Here is a 15,996-nt window from a genome sequence, read left to right as displayed (position 1 = left end):
CGCTCAGGCCTCCTTCGTCTCGACGGGACCGGCGACAGGACCGCCGGGACGGCGGGTGCGGCGCAGCGGGGGCTGGGCACCCAGGCTCTTCGGGTCGAGGCCGGACCACTTGTGGCCGTTCGCGAAGAACTTCCGCCGAGCGATGAGCGTCATCAGCGGCTTGGTGAAGAAGAAGACCACGACCACGTCGAGGACGGTGGTCAGGCCGAGGGTGAACGCGAAGCCCTGGACCTTGCCGACCGTGACGATGAACAGCACGGCGGCGGCGAGGAACGACACGAAGTCGGAGACCAGAATGGTGCGCCGGGCCCGCGGCCAGGCCCGTTCGACGGCGGGTCGCAGGGTGCGGCCCTCGCGGATCTCGTCCCGGACCCGTTCGAAGTACACGATGAACGAGTCCGCTGTGATGCCGATGGCGACGATGGCTCCGCAGACGGCCGGCAGGTTCAGCGCGAAGCCGATGGCCGGGCCGAGCAGTGCCATGAGCACGTAGGTGAGGGCCGCCGAGACCAGCAGCGAGGCGAGCGCGACCAGCGCCAGACCGCGGTAGTACGCCACCAGGTAGATGACGACCAGGGCGAGGCCGATGGCGCCCGCGAGCAGACCGGCGTGCAGCTGGTCGGTGCCGAGGGCAGCCGTCACAGTGTTTGTGCTCATCTCCTTGAAGGTGAGCGGGAGCGCGCCGTACGACAGCATGTTGGCGAGGCCCTGGGCCTCCTCCTGCTTGAAGCTGCCGGAGATCTGGGCCTGGCCGCCGGTGATCGCGCTCTGCACGAACGGGCTGGAGACGACCTCGCCGTCGAGCACGATGCCGAACTCGTTCTGCGGCTGCTGGTTCTGCGCGAGCTTGCCCGTGATGTCGGCGAACTTCTTGCCGCCCGACTTGGTGAAGGTCATGTTGACCTGCCAGCCGGCGGCGCCCTGCGTGTCGAAGACAGCTGCGGCCTTCTTGACGTCGGTGCCGTCGACCGCGGCCGGGCCGAGCAGGTACTTGTACCAGACGTTGTCGACCTGACCGCAGGCGACGGTCGTGTCCCCGGGCTTGACGCCGGCGCTGGCTGCGGCGCGGGTCTTCTTGTTCGTGCAGTCCAGGGCCGCGTACTTGGCCTGGAGTGCGGTGACCTCGGGGGAGGCGGTGCCGCCACCGGAGGCCGACGGGCTGGGGGACGCCTTCGCCTTGGCGCCGGCCGCAGCCGACGGGGTGGCGTCGGCCTTGAGCGCATCGGTGACGGCGCGGCCCTGCGCGGTGGCGGAGGCCGAGGGGGACGACGAGGAGGTCGCCTTCTCACCCTTGGCGGAGGCGCTCGCCGAGGGGCTGGGAGACGCGCTCGACGAGCCGCTCGGGGACGCGCTCGGCGAGGGGGCCGCGGAACCGGTGGCCTCCTGGGCCAGGACCGGACGGAAGTACAGCTTGGCGGTGGTGCCGACCTGCTTGCGCGCTTCCGCGGAGTTGGTGCCCTTGGGGATGTTCACGATGATGTTGCGGTCGCCCTGGGTCTGCACCTCCGCCTCGGAGACGCCCAGCCCGTTGACACGGCGGTTCATGATGTCGACCGCGGTGTCCATGTTGGCCTTGTTGATCGCGGATCCCTGGTCGGCCTTCGCCTCCAGCATGATGCTGGTACCGCCGGCGAGGTCGATGCCGAGACGCGGGGTGGTGTGACCGGAGGCGAACATGCCTCCGGTGAGCCCCACGATGGCGATCAGGATCAGGGCCAGCGTGCGCCCTGGCTTGCTCTGGGCACTCGCACTCCGGCCCTTCTTGGGTGCTGCCACCTTCTCGTACTCCCTCTCGGGCCGCCTTGCGCCGGGTCAGCGCGGCGGCGGCCATGACATGGTGTGGGATCCCCTGGCGAGATGCCCGCGCCCCGGCGCCGACAGGTGTGCACCCTGAGCGCCGGGGTCGTGGCTACTTCTTCGCGTCGGAGTCGCCCTCGGTCTTCTTCGGCTCCTCGCCGGCCTCGGCCTGCTCGGCCTCGGCGGCCTTCTCCCGGACCTCGTCGGTCTCGTCCTTCTTGCCGAGGTCGACAACCTTGTCGTCGGAGGCGGCAGCTTCGTCGACGGAGTCGTCGGTCTCGGCGAGGGAGGAGGCGTCGTCCGGGACGACGTCGGAGTCGGACTTCAGGTCGTGCTCGATGCCGTGCACGATGCGGTTGTACTCGTCGTCGGTCAGGACGGCGCCGATCGCGTTCTTCGCGAAGAGGAGTTCCACGCCCGGTCCCGCATCGAGGAGAAGCGTGTCGTCGTTGACCTCCTTGACCGTCGCGTACATGCCCCCGATGGTGCGGACACCACTTCCGGGCTGCAGTTCGTTACGCATGGCGGCCGCTTGCTGCTGCTTCTTCTTGGCCGACCGGGTCATCAGGAACATGGCCCCGATGAGCACGATGAACGGGAGGAGGGTCAAAGGACTCACGGGTCGGAAACTTCCTTCAAACGACCGCGGCGGTTGAGCGGCCTCATGGATGGGGGTTGTGTGCTGCCGACTGGGGCGGCATCGGCGGAGTCTAAGCGAGTCCGCGCGCATGGAACAACGCTCAGCATGGCACCTGGGTTCCTGACCCGGCCAATGTCCTCGCCGAAGCCCCCGGCGTCACGTCCCGAACAGGTCCTGTTGCCCGCTTCCCTGACCGGGGGCCCTGGGCGGGGTGAGGCCGAGGTGCGTCCAGGCGGCCGGGGTCGCCACCCGGCCGCGCGGTGTGCGGGCGAGCAGCCCCTCCCGGACGAGGAAGGGTTCGGCCACCTCCTCCACGGTCTCACGCTCCTCCCCCACGGCGACGGCGAGCGTGGACAGACCGACCGGGCCGCCGCCGAACAGTTTCAGCAGGGCTTCCAGGACCCCCCGGTCCAGGCGGTCCAGCCCCCGCTCGTCCACCTCGTAGACCTTCAGAGCCGCCGCGGCGATCTCGCGGGTGACGCTCCCGTCGGCCTTGACCTGCGCGTAGTCGCGGACGCGGCGCAGCAGACGGTTGGCGATACGGGGCGTGCCGCGGGAGCGGCCGGCGATCTCGGCCGCCCCCTCCGCGTCGATCTCGACGTCGAGGAGGTCGGCCGAGCGGTGGATGACGCGGCGCAGCTCGGCGGGCTCGTAGAACTCCATGTGCGCGGTGAATCCGAAGCGGTCGCGCAGTGGGGGCGGCAGCAGGCCCGCGCGCGTGGTGGCGCCGACGAGGGTGAAGGGAGGCAGTTCGAGGGGGATGGCCGTGGCGCCGGGGCCCTTGCCGACGATGACGTCGACGCGGAAGTCCTCCATCGCCATGTACAGCATCTCCTCGGCGGGCCGGGACATGCGGTGGATCTCGTCGAGGAAGAGGACCTCGCCCTCCTGGAGCGAGGAGAGGATCGCGGCGAGATCGCCGGCGTGCTGGATGGCGGGGCCGGAGGTGATGCGGATCGGGGCGCCCATCTCCGCGGCGATGATCATCGAGAGGGTGGTCTTGCCGAGACCGGGGGCTCCGGAGAGCAGCACGTGGTCGGCGGTCGCGCCACGCGCGCGGGCGGCGCGCAGGACGAGGTCGAGCTGCTCGCGCACCTTCTCCTGACCGATGAACTCACCGAGGTCCTTGGGACGCAGGGCGGCCTCGACGGCCTGGTCCTCCCGGTCGGCGACCGAGCCCACCAGCCGCTCCTCGGCGGTGGTCTCCTCGGTCGTGTCGTCCCAGTTCACTGACGTTCTCCTAGCGGGCGCGGTTCAGGGTCTGCAGGGCGGCCTTCAGCAGCCGGCCCACCTGGGGCGCGCCGTCGGCGGCCTCGGCCTGCGGGGTCACGGCGGCGACCGCCTCGTCGGCCTCGCGGGTGGCGTAGCCGAGGCCGATCAGGGCGGCGTGCAGCTGGTCGCGCCAGCCGCTGGTGACCGGTGCGCCGACCGCGGGAGCGCCGATCGGCTCGCCGAGCCGGTCCTTGAGCTCCAGCAGCAGCTTCTGCGCGCCCCTCTTGCCGATGCCGGGGACGGCGATCAGCGCCTTCTCGTCTCCGGTGGCCACCGCGCGGCGCAGGGCGTCCGGGGCGTGGACCGCCAGCATGGCCTGGGCGAGCCGGGGGCCGACTCCGCTGGCGGTCTGCAGCAGCTCGAAGACCTGGCGTTCGTCGTCGTCCACGAAGCCGTACAGGGTCAGGGAGTCCTCCCGTACGACGAGGGAGGTGGCGAGCTTGGCCGGCTTTCCGAGCCGGAGCGTGGACAGCGTGTTCGGCGAGCACTGGACGGCCATGCCCACACCGCCCACCTCGACCACCGCTGTGTCCGGGGCGAGTGCGGCGACGGTGCCGCTGACGAAGGCGATCATGCCGTACGGCCTTTCGATGTGATCGTTGCGGTCTTGGGGTGCGTGGGCGTCCTGCCGGTGTGCCGGGCGACCGCCTGCTGGAGCCGGTTCTGCGCGGGGGCGCGCCAGATGTGGCAGATGGCGAGGGCGAGGGCGTCGGCGGCGTCGGCCGGCTTCGGGGGTGCGTCGAGTCGCAGCAGACGGGTGACCATCGCCCCGACCTGGGCCTTGTCCGCACGGCCGCTGCCGGTGACGGCGGCCTTGACCTCGCTGGGGGTGTGCAGGGCGACGGGGATGCCGCGGCGTGCCGCGCACAGCATCGCGACGGCGCTGGCCTGGGCGGTGCCCATCACCGTGCGCACGTTGTGCTGGCTGAACACCCGTTCCACGGCGACGCATTCGGGCCGGTGTTCGTCCAGCCACGCTTCGATGCCCTGCTCGACGGCGACGAGGCGTTGCCCCAACTCGGCGTCGGCGGGCGTCCGTACGACTCCGACGCCGAGCATGGTGAGGGGCCGGCCCGCGACCCCCTCGACGACGCCGACACCGCACCGTGTCAGTCCGGGGTCCACCCCTAGTACCCGCACGCCCGCCCTCCCTTCGCTCTCCCGGCCCGGCCGGGGCGCCCCCGGTTCGTGCAGGCTATCGGGTGCCACCGACAACGGCCGCCGGCACACGCCCCGGCACGCGCCCCCGCAACGCGACGGGCCGACGGGGGTGTCCCGTCGGCCCGTTCGAAGACGCAGTCGGAGCGTCGGCTCAGGCGTCGACCTTCTCCATGACCTCGTCGCTGACGTCGAAGTTGGCGAAGACGTTCTGCACGTCGTCGCTGTCCTCGAGCGCGTCGATCAGCTTGAAGATCTTCCGCGCGCCGTCCTCGTCGAGCTCGACCTGCATGGTCGGGACGAAGTTGGCCTCGGCGGAGTCGTAGTCGATGCCGGCCTCCTGGAGCGCGGTGCGCACCGCGACCAGGTCGGTGGCCTCGGAGAGGACCTCGAAGGTCTCACCGAGGTCGTTGACCTCCTCGGCGCCCGCGTCGAGCACGGCGCCGAGGACGTCGTCCTCGGCCAGCTCGCCCTTGGGGACGATGACGACGCCCTTACGGTTGAACAGGTACGACACCGAGCCCGGGTCGGCCATGGAGCCGCCGTTGCGGGTCATGGCGACGCGGACGTCGGAGGCGGCGCGGTTGCGGTTGTCGGTGAGGCACTCGATGAGGACCGCGACGCCGTTCGGGCCATAGCCCTCGTACATGATCGTCTCGTAGTCGGCGCCGCCGGCCTCGAGACCGGCGCCGCGCTTCACCGCGGAGTCGATGTTCTTGTTCGGGACCGAGCTCTTCTTGGCCTTCTGGATGGCGTCGAACAGCGTCGGGTTGCCGGACACGTCCGCGCCACCGGTACGGGCCGCGACCTCGATGTTCTTGATCATCTTCGCGAAGAGCTTGCCGCGCTTGGCGTCGATCACGGCCTTCTTGTGCTTCGTCGTAGCCCATTTAGAGTGGCCGGACATCTGCCTGTCTCCTTCGCGTAACCCAACCTGGACGAACTCCCCGGGCCTGCGGAGCCTGAGGGGACCCCCAGATCCTACAAGGACGCCGCCACCCGGTTCGCGCGCACCATGTCGACGAACAGGGCGTGCACACGGTGGTCGCCGGTCAGTTCCGGGTGGAACGAGGTGGCGAGCGCGTTGCCCTGGCGGACCGCGACGATGTGCCCGCCGTGCTCGGCGAGCACCTCGACGCGGGCGCCCACGGACTCGACCCAGGGGGCACGGATGAAGACCCCCTCCACGGGAGGGCCGGCCACGCCCACGACGTCCACCGTGGCCTCGAATGACTCGTTCTGACGTCCGAAGGCGTTGCGGCGCACGATCATGTCGATGCCGCCGACGGTCTCCTGGCCCGAGCGCGGGTCGAGGATCTTGTCGGCGAGCATGATCATGCCCGCGCAGGTGCCGTAGACGGGCATGCCGGACCGCACGCGCGCGCGAAGGGGCTCCATCACGCCGAACAGGACGGCCAGCTTGGAGATGGTCGTGGACTCGCCGCCCGGTATGACGAGGCCGTCGACCTCGGCGAGTTCCTCGGGGCGCCGCACCGGCCTGGCCACGGCGTCGGCCGCGGCCAGGGCGACGAGGTGCTCCCGTACGTCGCCCTGGAGGGCCAGGACGCCTATGACAGGGGCTGTGTCGGTCATGAGGTGTTACCAGCCGCGGTTGGCGTAGCGCTCGGCCTCGGGGAGGGTGTCGCAGTTGATGCCGACCATGGCCTCGCCCAGGTTGCGGGACGCGTCCGCGATGATCTTCGGGTCGTCGTAGAAGGTGGTGGCCTTCACGATGGCGGCGGCACGCTTGGCCGGGTCGCCGGACTTGAAGATGCCGGAGCCGACGAAGACGCCCTCGGCGCCGAGCTGGCGCATCAGCGCGGCGTCGGCCGGAGTCGCGACGCCGCCCGCGGAGAACAGCACGACCGGGAGCTTGCCGAGCTCGGCGACCTCCTTGACCAGCTCGTAGGGGGCGCGCAGGTCCTTGGCGGCGGCGTACAGCTCGTTGTTGTCGTAGCCGCGCAGACGGGCGATCTCGTTCTTGATCTGGCGCAGGTGACGCACGGCCTCGACGACGTTGCCGGTGCCGGCCTCGCCCTTGGAGCGGATCATCGCGGCGCCCTCGGCGATGCGGCGCAGGGCCTCGCCCAGGTTGGTCGCGCCGCAGACGAACGGGGTCGTGAACGCGAACTTGTCGCTGTGGTTGACCTCGTCGGCCGGGGTGAGGACCTCGGACTCGTCGATGTAGTCGACGCCGAGCGACTGCAGGACCTGGGCCTCGACGAAGTGGCCGATCCGGGACTTGGCCATGACCGGGATGGACACGGCCTCGATGATGCCCTCGATCATGTCGGGGTCGGACATCCGGGCGACGCCGCCGTCCTTGCGGATGTCGGCCGGGACCCGCTCCAGCGCCATGACGGCGACGGCGCCCGCGTCCTCGGCGATCTTCGCCTGCTCCGGCGTGACGACGTCCATGATCACGCCGCCCTTGAGCTGCTCGGCCATGCCGCGCTTCACGCGCGCGGTGCCGGTCTCGGGGGTCTGGTTTTCGGAGATCGTGCTGGACACGGGGTGACCTCACTAGTCGAAAAGAGGATTCTTCGGCACTGAGGAAACGCGAATGGACCAGTCCACAGCAAGGGCCAATGGACAGCCGGTGGATCCTTTTCCCGGACGGGACCGCCGAGGCCCCCCGACGCGCACCGACGCGCCGCCCGGGAGGGCTCGGCCGGTCCCCGGTCAGGCGGCCCGGTCGGCCAGGGCGGACGGGGGTTCGTCGTCCATCTCGAAGGCCATCGGGAAGGGCGCGTGGCCGGCCAGGCGGAACCAGCGGACCTTGCGGTGCTCGCGCAGTCTGCGGACGGCGCCCACCGCGTCGTTGTGGAACCGCCGGGCCATCGGGACCCGGCGGACGGCCTCGGTGAGCTCGCGGGCCGCCTCCTCCCCGCCGGGCGCCTCGCGCACGGCCTCGAGCTGCTGGACGTCCGCGAAGACGGCCCGCAGGGCCTGGCTGAGCTCGCTCTCGGCGACCTCGCGCTGCTCCTCCTCGGCCTGCCTGGCGGCGTGCGCGGCCTCGTACAGGACGATCGAGGCGGCGGGGTCGAGAACCTTGGAGGTGGCCAGTTCCTGGGCCACCGACGCACGGCGCAGCAGCTGCGCGTCGAGCGCGGCGCGGGCTGCGTCGATGCGGGCGTGCAGCCGGTCGAGCCGTCCCGCCGTCCAGCTCAGGTAGAGGCCGATCGCGACGAGGACGACCAGGATCCAGATCAGGGTTGCGGTCACGGGCGGCAAGGCTACCCGTGACCTCCTCGGCGGTGCGGCGGGTCAGTCCCGGGCCAGGCCGAGCCGGGCCCGCAGGCCCGTCGATCCCCGTTCGTCGTCGGCGGCGACCGCCGCCGCTCCCGCCGTCACCGTCTCGTAGACCGACAGGATGTCCGCGCCGACGGTCGACCAGTCGAAGCGCCGCACATGCGCGCTGCCCCGCTCGCTCAGCTGTGCTCTGCGTTCCGGGTCGCCCAGGAGCCGCACCGCCGCGGCGGCCAGCGCGTCCGCGTCCTCGTTGGCGAACAGCTCGCCCGCCGCTCCCTGGTCGAGGACCTGGGCGAAGGCGTCTAGGTCGGAGGCGAGCACGGGAGCTCCCGCCGACATGGCCTCGACGAGGATGATGCCGAAACTCTCGCCGCCGGTGTTGGGCGCGATGTAGAGGTCGACGCTGCGCAGGAAGCGCGCCTTGTCCTCGTCGCTGACCATGCCGAGGAACTCCACGCGCGCGTGCAGCTCCTGCGGCAGGCTCTCCACCGCCTCCTTCTCGTCGCCGCGGCCGGCGACCAGCAGCCGTGCGTCCGGGCGCTCGGCGAAGATCTTCGGCAGGGCCCGCATCAGCACGGGCAGGCCCTTGCGCGGCTCGTCGATGCGTCCGACGAAGCCGAGGGTGGCGCCCTGCCACTCGGGGTTGGGCTCGGCCTTGGCGAAGAAGTCGACGTCGACGCCGTTCGGGATGACGACCGCGTCGCCGCCGAGGTGCTCCACCAGCGTCCGCCGGGCGTACTCGCTGACGGCGATCCGCGCGCTGATCTTCTCCAGGGCGGCCTGGAGGATGGAGTACGCGGCGATCATGGCCCGCGAGCGCGGATTGGACGTGTGGAAGGTCGCCACGATCGGCCCCGAGGCCGCCCAGCAGGTCAGCAGGCCGAGCGAGGGGGAGGTCGGTTCGTGGATGTGGACGACGTCGAACGCGCCGTCGTGCAGCCAGCGTCGTACGCGCGCGGCGGACAGGAACCCGAAGTTGAGCCGGGCGACGGAGCCGTTGTACGGCACGGGGACCGCACGGCCGGCCGAGACGACGTACGGCGGCAGCGGGGTGTCGTCGTCGGCCGGGGCGAGGACGGACACCTCGTGGCCGAGCCGGACGAAGTACTCGGCGAGGTCGCGGATGTGGAACTGCACACCGCCCGGGACGTCCCAGGAGTACGGGCACACGATGCCGATTCTCACGCGGGCGCCCCGTCCGACGGGCCGGGTCGCGACGGGCGGGGTTCCAGGTCCGCGAGCCACAGTCTCTGCAGCATGTGCCAGTCCTCCGGGTGGTCGGCGATGCCGGTGGCGAAGGCGTCCGCCAGCGCCTGTGTCATGACAGACGTCTTGTCGGCCCGGGTGCCTGTCCCGGGCACCTCGATCGGCGGATGAACCCTGCCCTGCATGACGGGCGAGTCGTCGTACCAGAGCGTGACGGGCAGCAGCAGCGCGCCGGTCTGCTGGGCGAGCAGGGCGGGTCCGGCGGGCATCCGGGCGGTGTCCCCGAAGAAGTCGACCTCGACGCCGGAGGCGGACAGGTCGCGCTCGGCGACCAGGCAGACCAGCCCGCCGTCGCGCAGCCGCCGGGCCAGGGTGCCGAAGGCGGAGCCGCCGGTGTGCGGCAGCACCTCCATGCCGAGTCCCTCGCGGTAGGCGACGAACCGGTCGTACAGCGTCTCGGGCTCGAGGCGTTCGGCGACGGTGGTGAACGGCGTGCGCAGCTTCGTGGTGACCCAGGCGCCGGCCAGGTCCCAGTTGCCCATGTGGGGCAGCGCGAGGATGACGCCCCGGTCCGAGGCGATGCCGTCCGTCAGATGGTGCAGGTCCTCGGGGTCGAAGCCGTCCGCGACGCGCTCGGCGCTCCAGGCCGGCAGCCGGAAGGACTCCATCCAGTACCGCAGGTAGGAGCGCATCCCCGCGCGTGAGAGCTCGGCCAGGCGCTCCGGGCTCGCGTCCGGGACCACGCGCGCGTAGTTGCTCTCCAGCCGCAGCACGCCCTTCCCGCGCCGCTTCCACGCGAGGTCGGCGACGGTGCGGCCGAGGCCTACGGCGACGGGCTCGGGGAGCTTCCTGACTGCGCTCCAGCCCAGGCCGTACAGCGCGTCCGTCAGACGCTCCCGGGCGCTCACTTCGCGGCCTCGCTCCCCCGGGCCTCGCTGCCCTGCGCCTCGTCCGCCCGCTCCGCGACGTCCGTGGCGTCGGCTGCGGCGTCGGCCGCGGCCGCCTGCTCCGCCTCGGCGGACTCCCGGCGGACCGTGACGACGCGCTGGATCAGCGTGACGAGGCTGCCGACGGCGACGATCCACAGCGCGATCGGCAGCAGCACCTGGATGCCGGGCACGCCGAACGCGTGCAGACCCGCGAGTCCCGCCGCGACCAGCGAGATCACCAGGCGCTCGGCACGCTCCACCAGCCCGTTGACGGCGACCGGCAGGCCGATCGACTCGCCGCGGGCCTTCGTGTACGACACCACCTGACCGCTGGCCAGACAGAAGATCGAGACGGCGCACAGGGCGTTGTCGGCGCCGTGGCCCGCGTACCAGAGCGCGAAGCCGCCGAAGATCGCGCCGTCGGCGACCCGGTCGAGCGTGGAGTCCAGGAAGGCCCCCCAGCGGCTGCTGCGGCCGAGCTGACGGGCCATGTTGCCGTCGACGAGGTCGGAGAACACGAAGAGCGTGATCACGATCGTGCCCCAGAAGAACTCGCCCCGGGGGTAGAAGACCAGCGCGCCCGCGATCACGCCGGCGGTGCCGAGGAGCGTGACCGTGTCGGGGCTCACGCCCCGGCGGATGAGAAACGCGGCGAACGGTGTGAGGACACGCGTGAAGAATGCACGCGCGTACTTGTTCAGCATGGCCTTCCCGAGGGTCGGTGTGGCCGTGCGGCCCCTGCTGGCCGTCGGCTGGCCCATCGTAGTCACGCGCGTGTGCGTGCGACGGGCGGGCACCCGGCCCCCGCCCCCGTGTCACGGCCGTACGGCGTCCGGGGCACGGCCGGGTCACGTCCGTCGTATGGACGCGCCGTGACGGGAGTGGAAAGCTCGAAGGACCGCGGGCGTCGCCGGAGCCGCCATCGCACGCGGGGCCGTGGTGCCCGCGCCCCCAGTGACCTCACCGTGCACGGGAGGCAAGGAAAATGGGCGACAAGGCGAATGCACACCCCGGAGCCGCCGGCAGGGCTACGGCGGCCGACCAACCCGCGTCCGTACGGAATGTGGTGCTGGTCGGCCACTGCGGATCGGGCAAGACGACGTTGGTGGAAGCTCTCGCGCTGACCGCGGGAGCGGTGAACCGGGCGGGCCGCGTGGAGGACGGCGGCACCGTCTCCGACTACGACGAGATCGAGCACCGGCAGCAGCGCTCGGTGCAGCTCTCGCTGGTGCCCGTCACGTTCGACGGCATCAAGGTCAATCTCCTCGACACCCCCGGATACGCCGACTTCGTCGGGGAGCTCAGGGCCGGTCTGCGCGCCGCGGACGCGGCCCTCTTCGTCGTCTCGGCGGCGGACGGCGTGGACGGGTCGACCCGCATGGTCTGGGAGGAGTGCGCGGCCGTCGGCATGCCCCGCGCGATCGTCGTCACGCACCTGGAGGCGGCCCGCGCGGACTTCGAGGAGATGACGCGGATCTGCGCGGAGGCCTTCGGCGCGGACGACCCGGACGCGGTCCTGCCGCTGTACCTGCCGCTGCGCGGGCCCGAGGGGCCCGACGGGCACGCGCCGGTGACCGGGCTGACCGGTCTGCTGTCCCGGACGCTGTTCGACTACTCCTCCGGCGAGCGCAGGGAGTCCCAGCCGGACGAGGAGCGGCTGCCGGCCATCGAGGAGGCCCGCAACCGGCTGATCGAGGGGATCATCGCCGAGAGCGAGGACGAGACCCTCATGGACCGGTATCTCGGCGGCGAGCAGATCGACGTCAAGACACTGATCGACGACCTGGAGCGGGCCGTCGCGCGCGGCGCCTTCTTCCCCGTCCTGGCGGCCGCCCCCGCAGCCGAGGGCGCCCGGCAGGGCCTCGGCACGGTCGAGCTCCTGGAACTGGTCACCAGGGGCTTCCCCACCCCTCTGGAACGCGAGGCGCCGCGCGTGACGACGGTCGACGGCCGGCCACGGGAGCTGAAGCCGTGCGATCCGGACGGTCCGCTGGTCGCCGAGGTCGTGAAGACCTCCTCCGACCCCTACGTCGGCCGGGTCTCGCTGGTCCGCGTGTTCTCCGGGACCCTGCACCCCGACGAGACCGTCCACGTCTCCGGGCACGGCCTCGCCGACCGCGGTCACGAGGACCACGACGTCGACGAGCGCATCGGCGCCCTGTCCGCGCCGTTCGGCAAACAGCAGCGGACCCTGACCCACTGCATCGCCGGCGACCTCGCGTGCGTGGCGAAACTCGGCCGCGCGGAAACCGGCGACACCCTCTCCGCGAAGGACGACCCGCTCCTCATGGAGCCCTGGCAGATGCCGGACCCGCTGCTCCCGCTGGCCATCCGGGCCCACAGCAAGGCCGACGAGGACAAGCTGTCGCAGGGCCTGGGCCGACTGGTCGCCGAGGACCCCACGATGCGCCTGGAGCACAACCAGCACACCCACCAGGTGGTGCTGTGGTGTCTGGGCGAGGCGCACTCGGACGTCGCGCTGGAGCGGCTGCGCTCCCGTTACGGCGTCCAGGTCGACGTCGTCGCGCACCGGGTCTCCCTCAGGGAGACGTTCGCGGCGAAGTCCGCCGGGCGCGGACGGCATGTGAAACAGTCCGGCGGGCACGGCCAGTACGCCGTCTGCGAGATCGCGGTGGAGCCGCTGCCGGGCGGCTCGGGCATCGAGTTCGTGGACCGGGTCGTCGGCGGTTCCGTGCCGAGGCAGTTCATCCCCTCCGTCGAGAAGGGCGTCCGGGCGCAGGCGGCCAAGGGGGTGGCGGCCGGACATCCGCTGGTGGACGTGCGGATCACGCTGCTGGACGGCAAGGCGCACTCGGTGGACTCCTCCGACGCCGCGTTCCAGACGGCCGGCGCGCTGGCGCTGCGGGAGGCGGCGGCCGACGCGAGGATCCATCTGCTGGAGCCGGTGGCCGAGGTGTCCGTGCTGGTGGGCGACGAGTACGTGGGCACCGTGATGAGCGATCTGTCGGGGCGGCGCGGACGCGTGCTGGGCACCGAGCAGACCAGCGGAAGCCGCACGCTCGTGCGGGCCGAGGTGCCGGAGATCGAGATCGGCCGGTACGCGATCGATCTGCGCTCCCTCTCACACGGCACGGCCCGCTTCCACCGCGCGTACGCCCGGCACGAGCCGATGCCGCCTCAGGTCGCCGAGAAGGTGCGCCAACAGGCGGAGGCAGGCTGACGGTTGGTGCCGCACCGGTCCCAAGTGGCCGGTGCGGCACCACGCGGAGGACTTTCTTCCGGTTCGGCGGGCGGCTTCGGTCGTCCGCCGACGCATGTCGGCGCCTGCCGATACGCTGATGACCTGATCAACAGGTGTGCGGAGCACGGAAGTCGGGAAAGCCGCAGAAGCGAGAGCAGCGGCGATCGGGGGCGGGAATGACCGTTGGCAGCGGTTACGCGGACATGTTCGGGCCGCAGGTGCCGCAACAGGGCGACGGAGGGCAGACACCGACGTTCGGCCTGGCGTCGGCGGCCTACCGGGACAACCCGGTGGAGGACATCAAGAGCGCCGACAACGAGTGGCACCAGACGGCGGTGAACGCCGGCCGCAGCTGGGCCCGGATCTTCCGGCCCAACCTCGGCGAGGCGTTCTCGCAGGCGGTGATCGACCGCATGCTGGGCGTCGGCCGCAAGCCGCTCATCCAGTCGTTCGGCAGCGACCCGCAGGCGGTCGTCGAGCACTGCCTCGCCGCCAACCGCATCCGCCGGGAACGCGACCAGAAGCTGACCGGCGTCATGGTGCTGTGCGGCCTGCTGTTCCTGCCCGGCCTGCTGGTGTGGCTGCTGGTCTTCCAGCTTCGGGCGAGCATGGGAAAGCTGGACGACAAGCGGGTCTCCGGCCTCGGCACCGGCCTGCTGGTCGCCATGGGCGCGCTCGCCGTGCTGTTCCTGGTCAAGATGCCGTTCAGCGGCGTCGTGGGGTGGTACGCGCGCGGGTGCGTCGTGGCGCCCGTGGTCGGCTGGTTCCTGGCCAAGCGGATCTGCGAGGGCACCGCGGTCGACCTCCGGCAACGCTGGGACAGTCTGCTGTCCGGCGGAAGCGTCGGTGCCAAGGTCCCCGAGGCCGTGCCGACCAGCCCGAACCAGACGGCGGCGGAGCAGCTGCGCCAGTCCCTGGCCCGGCTCAGCGCGGAGCAGCAGTCCAACTCGGTCTTCTACGCGGGCCCCAAGGGCATACTCGGCATGGGCACGCGCTGGGGGGCCTGGCACCTCGCCGAGGAACTGGTGCCGAGCGACCCGAACAAGGGCGTCCACGAGTTCCGCAGCTGGACCGTCGTACGCGCCATCCACGACCAGCTTTCGGTGCTCAACCGGCAGAGCCTGAAGACCGGCGGTTTCCCGCCGCCCACGGTCCGGCACTGGGTCGTCACCCCGGTCGGCGAGAACGCCAAGGCGGTGGCGCGGCCGGAGGGCACCGACGTCGAGGCGTACCAGGTCAAGCCGCGGGCCATAGAGGACATCTGCAACAACCAGCAGTTCGGCGGCGGCGACCGGCACTACCTGGGCGTCCAGTGGCCGCTGTGGGACGGCCAGTTGATCATCACGATGCTGATCACGGTGACGGTGCTGCACGAGACGCTGCGGATCGAGGTCACCGGGCACGCACTGGGCCCGGTGAACGGTCTGTTCACCACCAAGCCCGAGGCCCCGACCAAGGAGGTCGCCAAGAGCGTCCGGTTCTGGGAGACCCGGACGATCAAGCTGCCGTTGGTCACCGCCGACGAGGTGGTGCGGGTGGCCGCACGCGCCACGATCAGCTGGTACCCGCCGCTGCTGAAGTGGCTCGGCGGCTCGATAGGCCTGCCCGAGCCCTTCGGCCTGCGGCACGCCTGGGCGGACCAGCCCTGGCGCCATCGCTTCATGGCGGACGACGCCCTGCGGGCGGCCACGCCGGTGCTGCGCGTGGTGCACTCGGCCGCGCTCAAGGTGCTCAAGGAGCACGACGTGAACATCGACAAGTTCACGTCGCGGTCGTCGATCCTGAGCGGTGCGGTCCAGGACGTGGCGCCGAGGAAGGCGGACAGCTACGACGCGTAGGCCTGCGGCGGTCGGCCGGATTCGGGCGGGCGGTGGGCTGGGCGCCCCCGGAGGCGCCCCCGGACCCCCGCTGTCGGCCCTGAAGCGGCCTCGTCCTCAAACGCCGGACGGGCTGACACAGTCACCTGTGTCAGGCCGTCGGCCAGGCCTCCGCCAGCATCTTCCTCGTGTCCGCCAGCAGCTGCGGCAGTACGCGCGTGTGCCCGACCACCGGCATGAAGTTCGTGTCGCCGCCCCAGCGGGGCACGATGTGCTGGTGCAGGTGGGCCGCGATCCCGGCGCCCGCGACGGCGCCCTGGTTCATGCCGATGTTGAAGCCCTGCGCGCCGGACGCGAGGCGCAGGGCCGTCATCGCCTGCTTGGTCAGCTCACCCAGCTCGACGGTCTCCGGACCGGTCAGATCGGTGTAGTCGGCCACATGACGGTAGGGCACGGTCATCAGGTGGCCGCCGTTGTACGGGTACAGGTTCAGCACCGCGTACACGTGCTCACCGCGCCGGACGACCAGCCCGTCCTCGTCGGACTTCGCCGGGATCGCGCAGAACGGACAGCCGTCGCCGGCACCGGGGCCGGTCGGCTTGTTCTCGCCCTGGATGTAGGCCATCCGGTGGGGCGTCCACAGGCGCTGGAACGCGTCCTGCGTCCCCACTCCGATCTGCTGCTCGGGCTCACTCGTCATGCAAGGCAGCATATGGCTTCGCC

At 71.4% G+C, this 15,996-nt stretch carries 15 protein-coding genes; 2 read left to right on the top strand and 13 right to left on the bottom strand.

What is annotated here, in order from left to right; translation table 11 throughout:
* Positions 1 to 3 precede the first annotated feature (3 nt).
* The 12 genes from secD to pgsA form a co-directional block, all read right to left on the bottom strand.
* Entirely contained in the window at positions 4 to 1,776 is a 1,773-nt protein-coding gene (gene secD / locus OHS82_RS34315; protein WP_328435170.1) for a protein translocase subunit SecD, read from the bottom strand.
* A gap of 133 nt (positions 1,777 to 1,909) precedes the next feature.
* A complete protein-coding gene (gene yajC / locus OHS82_RS34310) occupies positions 1,910 to 2,416 on the bottom strand; it encodes a preprotein translocase subunit YajC (protein ID WP_057580360.1) in 507 nt (168 codons plus the stop codon).
* A 177-nt stretch (positions 2,417 to 2,593) separates the two neighbouring features.
* A complete protein-coding gene (gene ruvB, locus OHS82_RS34305; RefSeq protein WP_057580361.1) occupies positions 2,594 to 3,667 on the bottom strand; it encodes a Holliday junction branch migration DNA helicase RuvB in 1,074 nt (357 codons plus the stop codon).
* 10 nt (positions 3,668 to 3,677) lie between these two features.
* Positions 3,678 to 4,283 carry a Holliday junction branch migration protein RuvA gene (gene ruvA, locus OHS82_RS34300; protein WP_057580362.1) on the bottom strand — a complete coding sequence of 202 codons (606 nt, stop codon included), beginning with the start codon at positions 4,281 to 4,283 and terminating at the stop codon, positions 3,678 to 3,680.
* Entirely contained in the window at positions 4,280 to 4,849 is a 570-nt protein-coding gene (gene ruvC, locus OHS82_RS34295) for a crossover junction endodeoxyribonuclease RuvC (RefSeq protein WP_057580363.1), read from the bottom strand. Before ruvC ends, ruvA begins: the two co-directional genes overlap by 4 nt.
* Positions 4,850 to 5,021: 172 nt before the next feature.
* Complete coding sequence (locus tag OHS82_RS34290; RefSeq protein ID WP_028806682.1) at positions 5,022 to 5,774, bottom strand: YebC/PmpR family DNA-binding transcriptional regulator; 753 nt, start codon at positions 5,772 to 5,774, stop codon at positions 5,022 to 5,024.
* 74 nt (positions 5,775 to 5,848) lie between these two features.
* Entirely contained in the window at positions 5,849 to 6,460 is a 612-nt protein-coding gene (gene pdxT, locus OHS82_RS34285; protein ID WP_057580364.1) for a pyridoxal 5'-phosphate synthase glutaminase subunit PdxT, read from the bottom strand.
* Positions 6,461 to 6,466: 6 nt separating this feature from the next.
* Positions 6,467 to 7,378 (bottom strand): pyridoxal 5'-phosphate synthase lyase subunit PdxS, encoded by a 912-nt coding sequence (gene pdxS, locus OHS82_RS34280; RefSeq protein WP_057580365.1) that lies wholly within the window; start codon positions 7,376 to 7,378, stop codon positions 6,467 to 6,469.
* Between the two features lie 171 nt (positions 7,379 to 7,549).
* Positions 7,550 to 8,092, bottom strand: a complete 543-nt coding sequence (locus OHS82_RS34275) for a hypothetical protein (protein ID WP_057580366.1) — start codon at positions 8,090 to 8,092, stop codon at positions 7,550 to 7,552.
* A 42-nt stretch (positions 8,093 to 8,134) separates the two neighbouring features.
* Positions 8,135 to 9,304, bottom strand: a complete 1,170-nt coding sequence (locus OHS82_RS34270; protein ID WP_328435169.1) for a glycosyltransferase family 4 protein — start codon at positions 9,302 to 9,304, stop codon at positions 8,135 to 8,137.
* Positions 9,301 to 10,233, bottom strand: coding sequence for a phosphatidylinositol mannoside acyltransferase (locus OHS82_RS34265; protein WP_328435168.1), 933 nt, complete (start codon positions 10,231 to 10,233; stop codon positions 9,301 to 9,303). The genes OHS82_RS34270 and OHS82_RS34265 overlap by 4 nt, the downstream gene beginning before the upstream one ends.
* Positions 10,230 to 11,015 carry a phosphatidylinositol phosphate synthase gene (pgsA, locus tag OHS82_RS34260; protein WP_079041353.1) on the bottom strand — a complete coding sequence of 262 codons (786 nt, stop codon included), beginning with the start codon at positions 11,013 to 11,015 and terminating at the stop codon, positions 10,230 to 10,232. The genes OHS82_RS34265 and pgsA overlap by 4 nt, the downstream gene beginning before the upstream one ends.
* Before the next feature lie 224 nt (positions 11,016 to 11,239).
* Here pgsA and OHS82_RS34255 point away from each other — a divergent pair, with 224 nt between their 5' ends.
* Positions 11,240 to 13,435, top strand: coding sequence for an elongation factor G-like protein EF-G2 (locus tag OHS82_RS34255; RefSeq protein WP_328435167.1), 2,196 nt, complete (start codon positions 11,240 to 11,242; stop codon positions 13,433 to 13,435).
* Between the two features lie 197 nt (positions 13,436 to 13,632).
* On the top strand, positions 13,633 to 15,294 hold the full coding sequence (locus OHS82_RS34250; protein ID WP_057580370.1) for a hypothetical protein: 1,662 nt from the start codon (positions 13,633 to 13,635) through the stop codon (positions 15,292 to 15,294).
* 130 nt (positions 15,295 to 15,424) lie between these two features.
* On the opposite strand, the gene OHS82_RS34245 is transcribed toward OHS82_RS34250, so the two are convergent.
* On the bottom strand, positions 15,425 to 15,985 hold the full coding sequence (locus OHS82_RS34245) for an HIT family protein (protein WP_057580371.1): 561 nt from the start codon (positions 15,983 to 15,985) through the stop codon (positions 15,425 to 15,427).
* Between the last annotated feature and the right edge of the window lie 11 nt (positions 15,986 to 15,996).

It is taken from the genome of Streptomyces sp. NBC_00425 (assembly GCF_036030735.1).
GTDB lineage: Bacteria > Actinomycetota > Actinomycetes > Streptomycetales > Streptomycetaceae > Streptomyces.
This window is presented reverse-complemented; position numbering and strand designations above follow the sequence as displayed.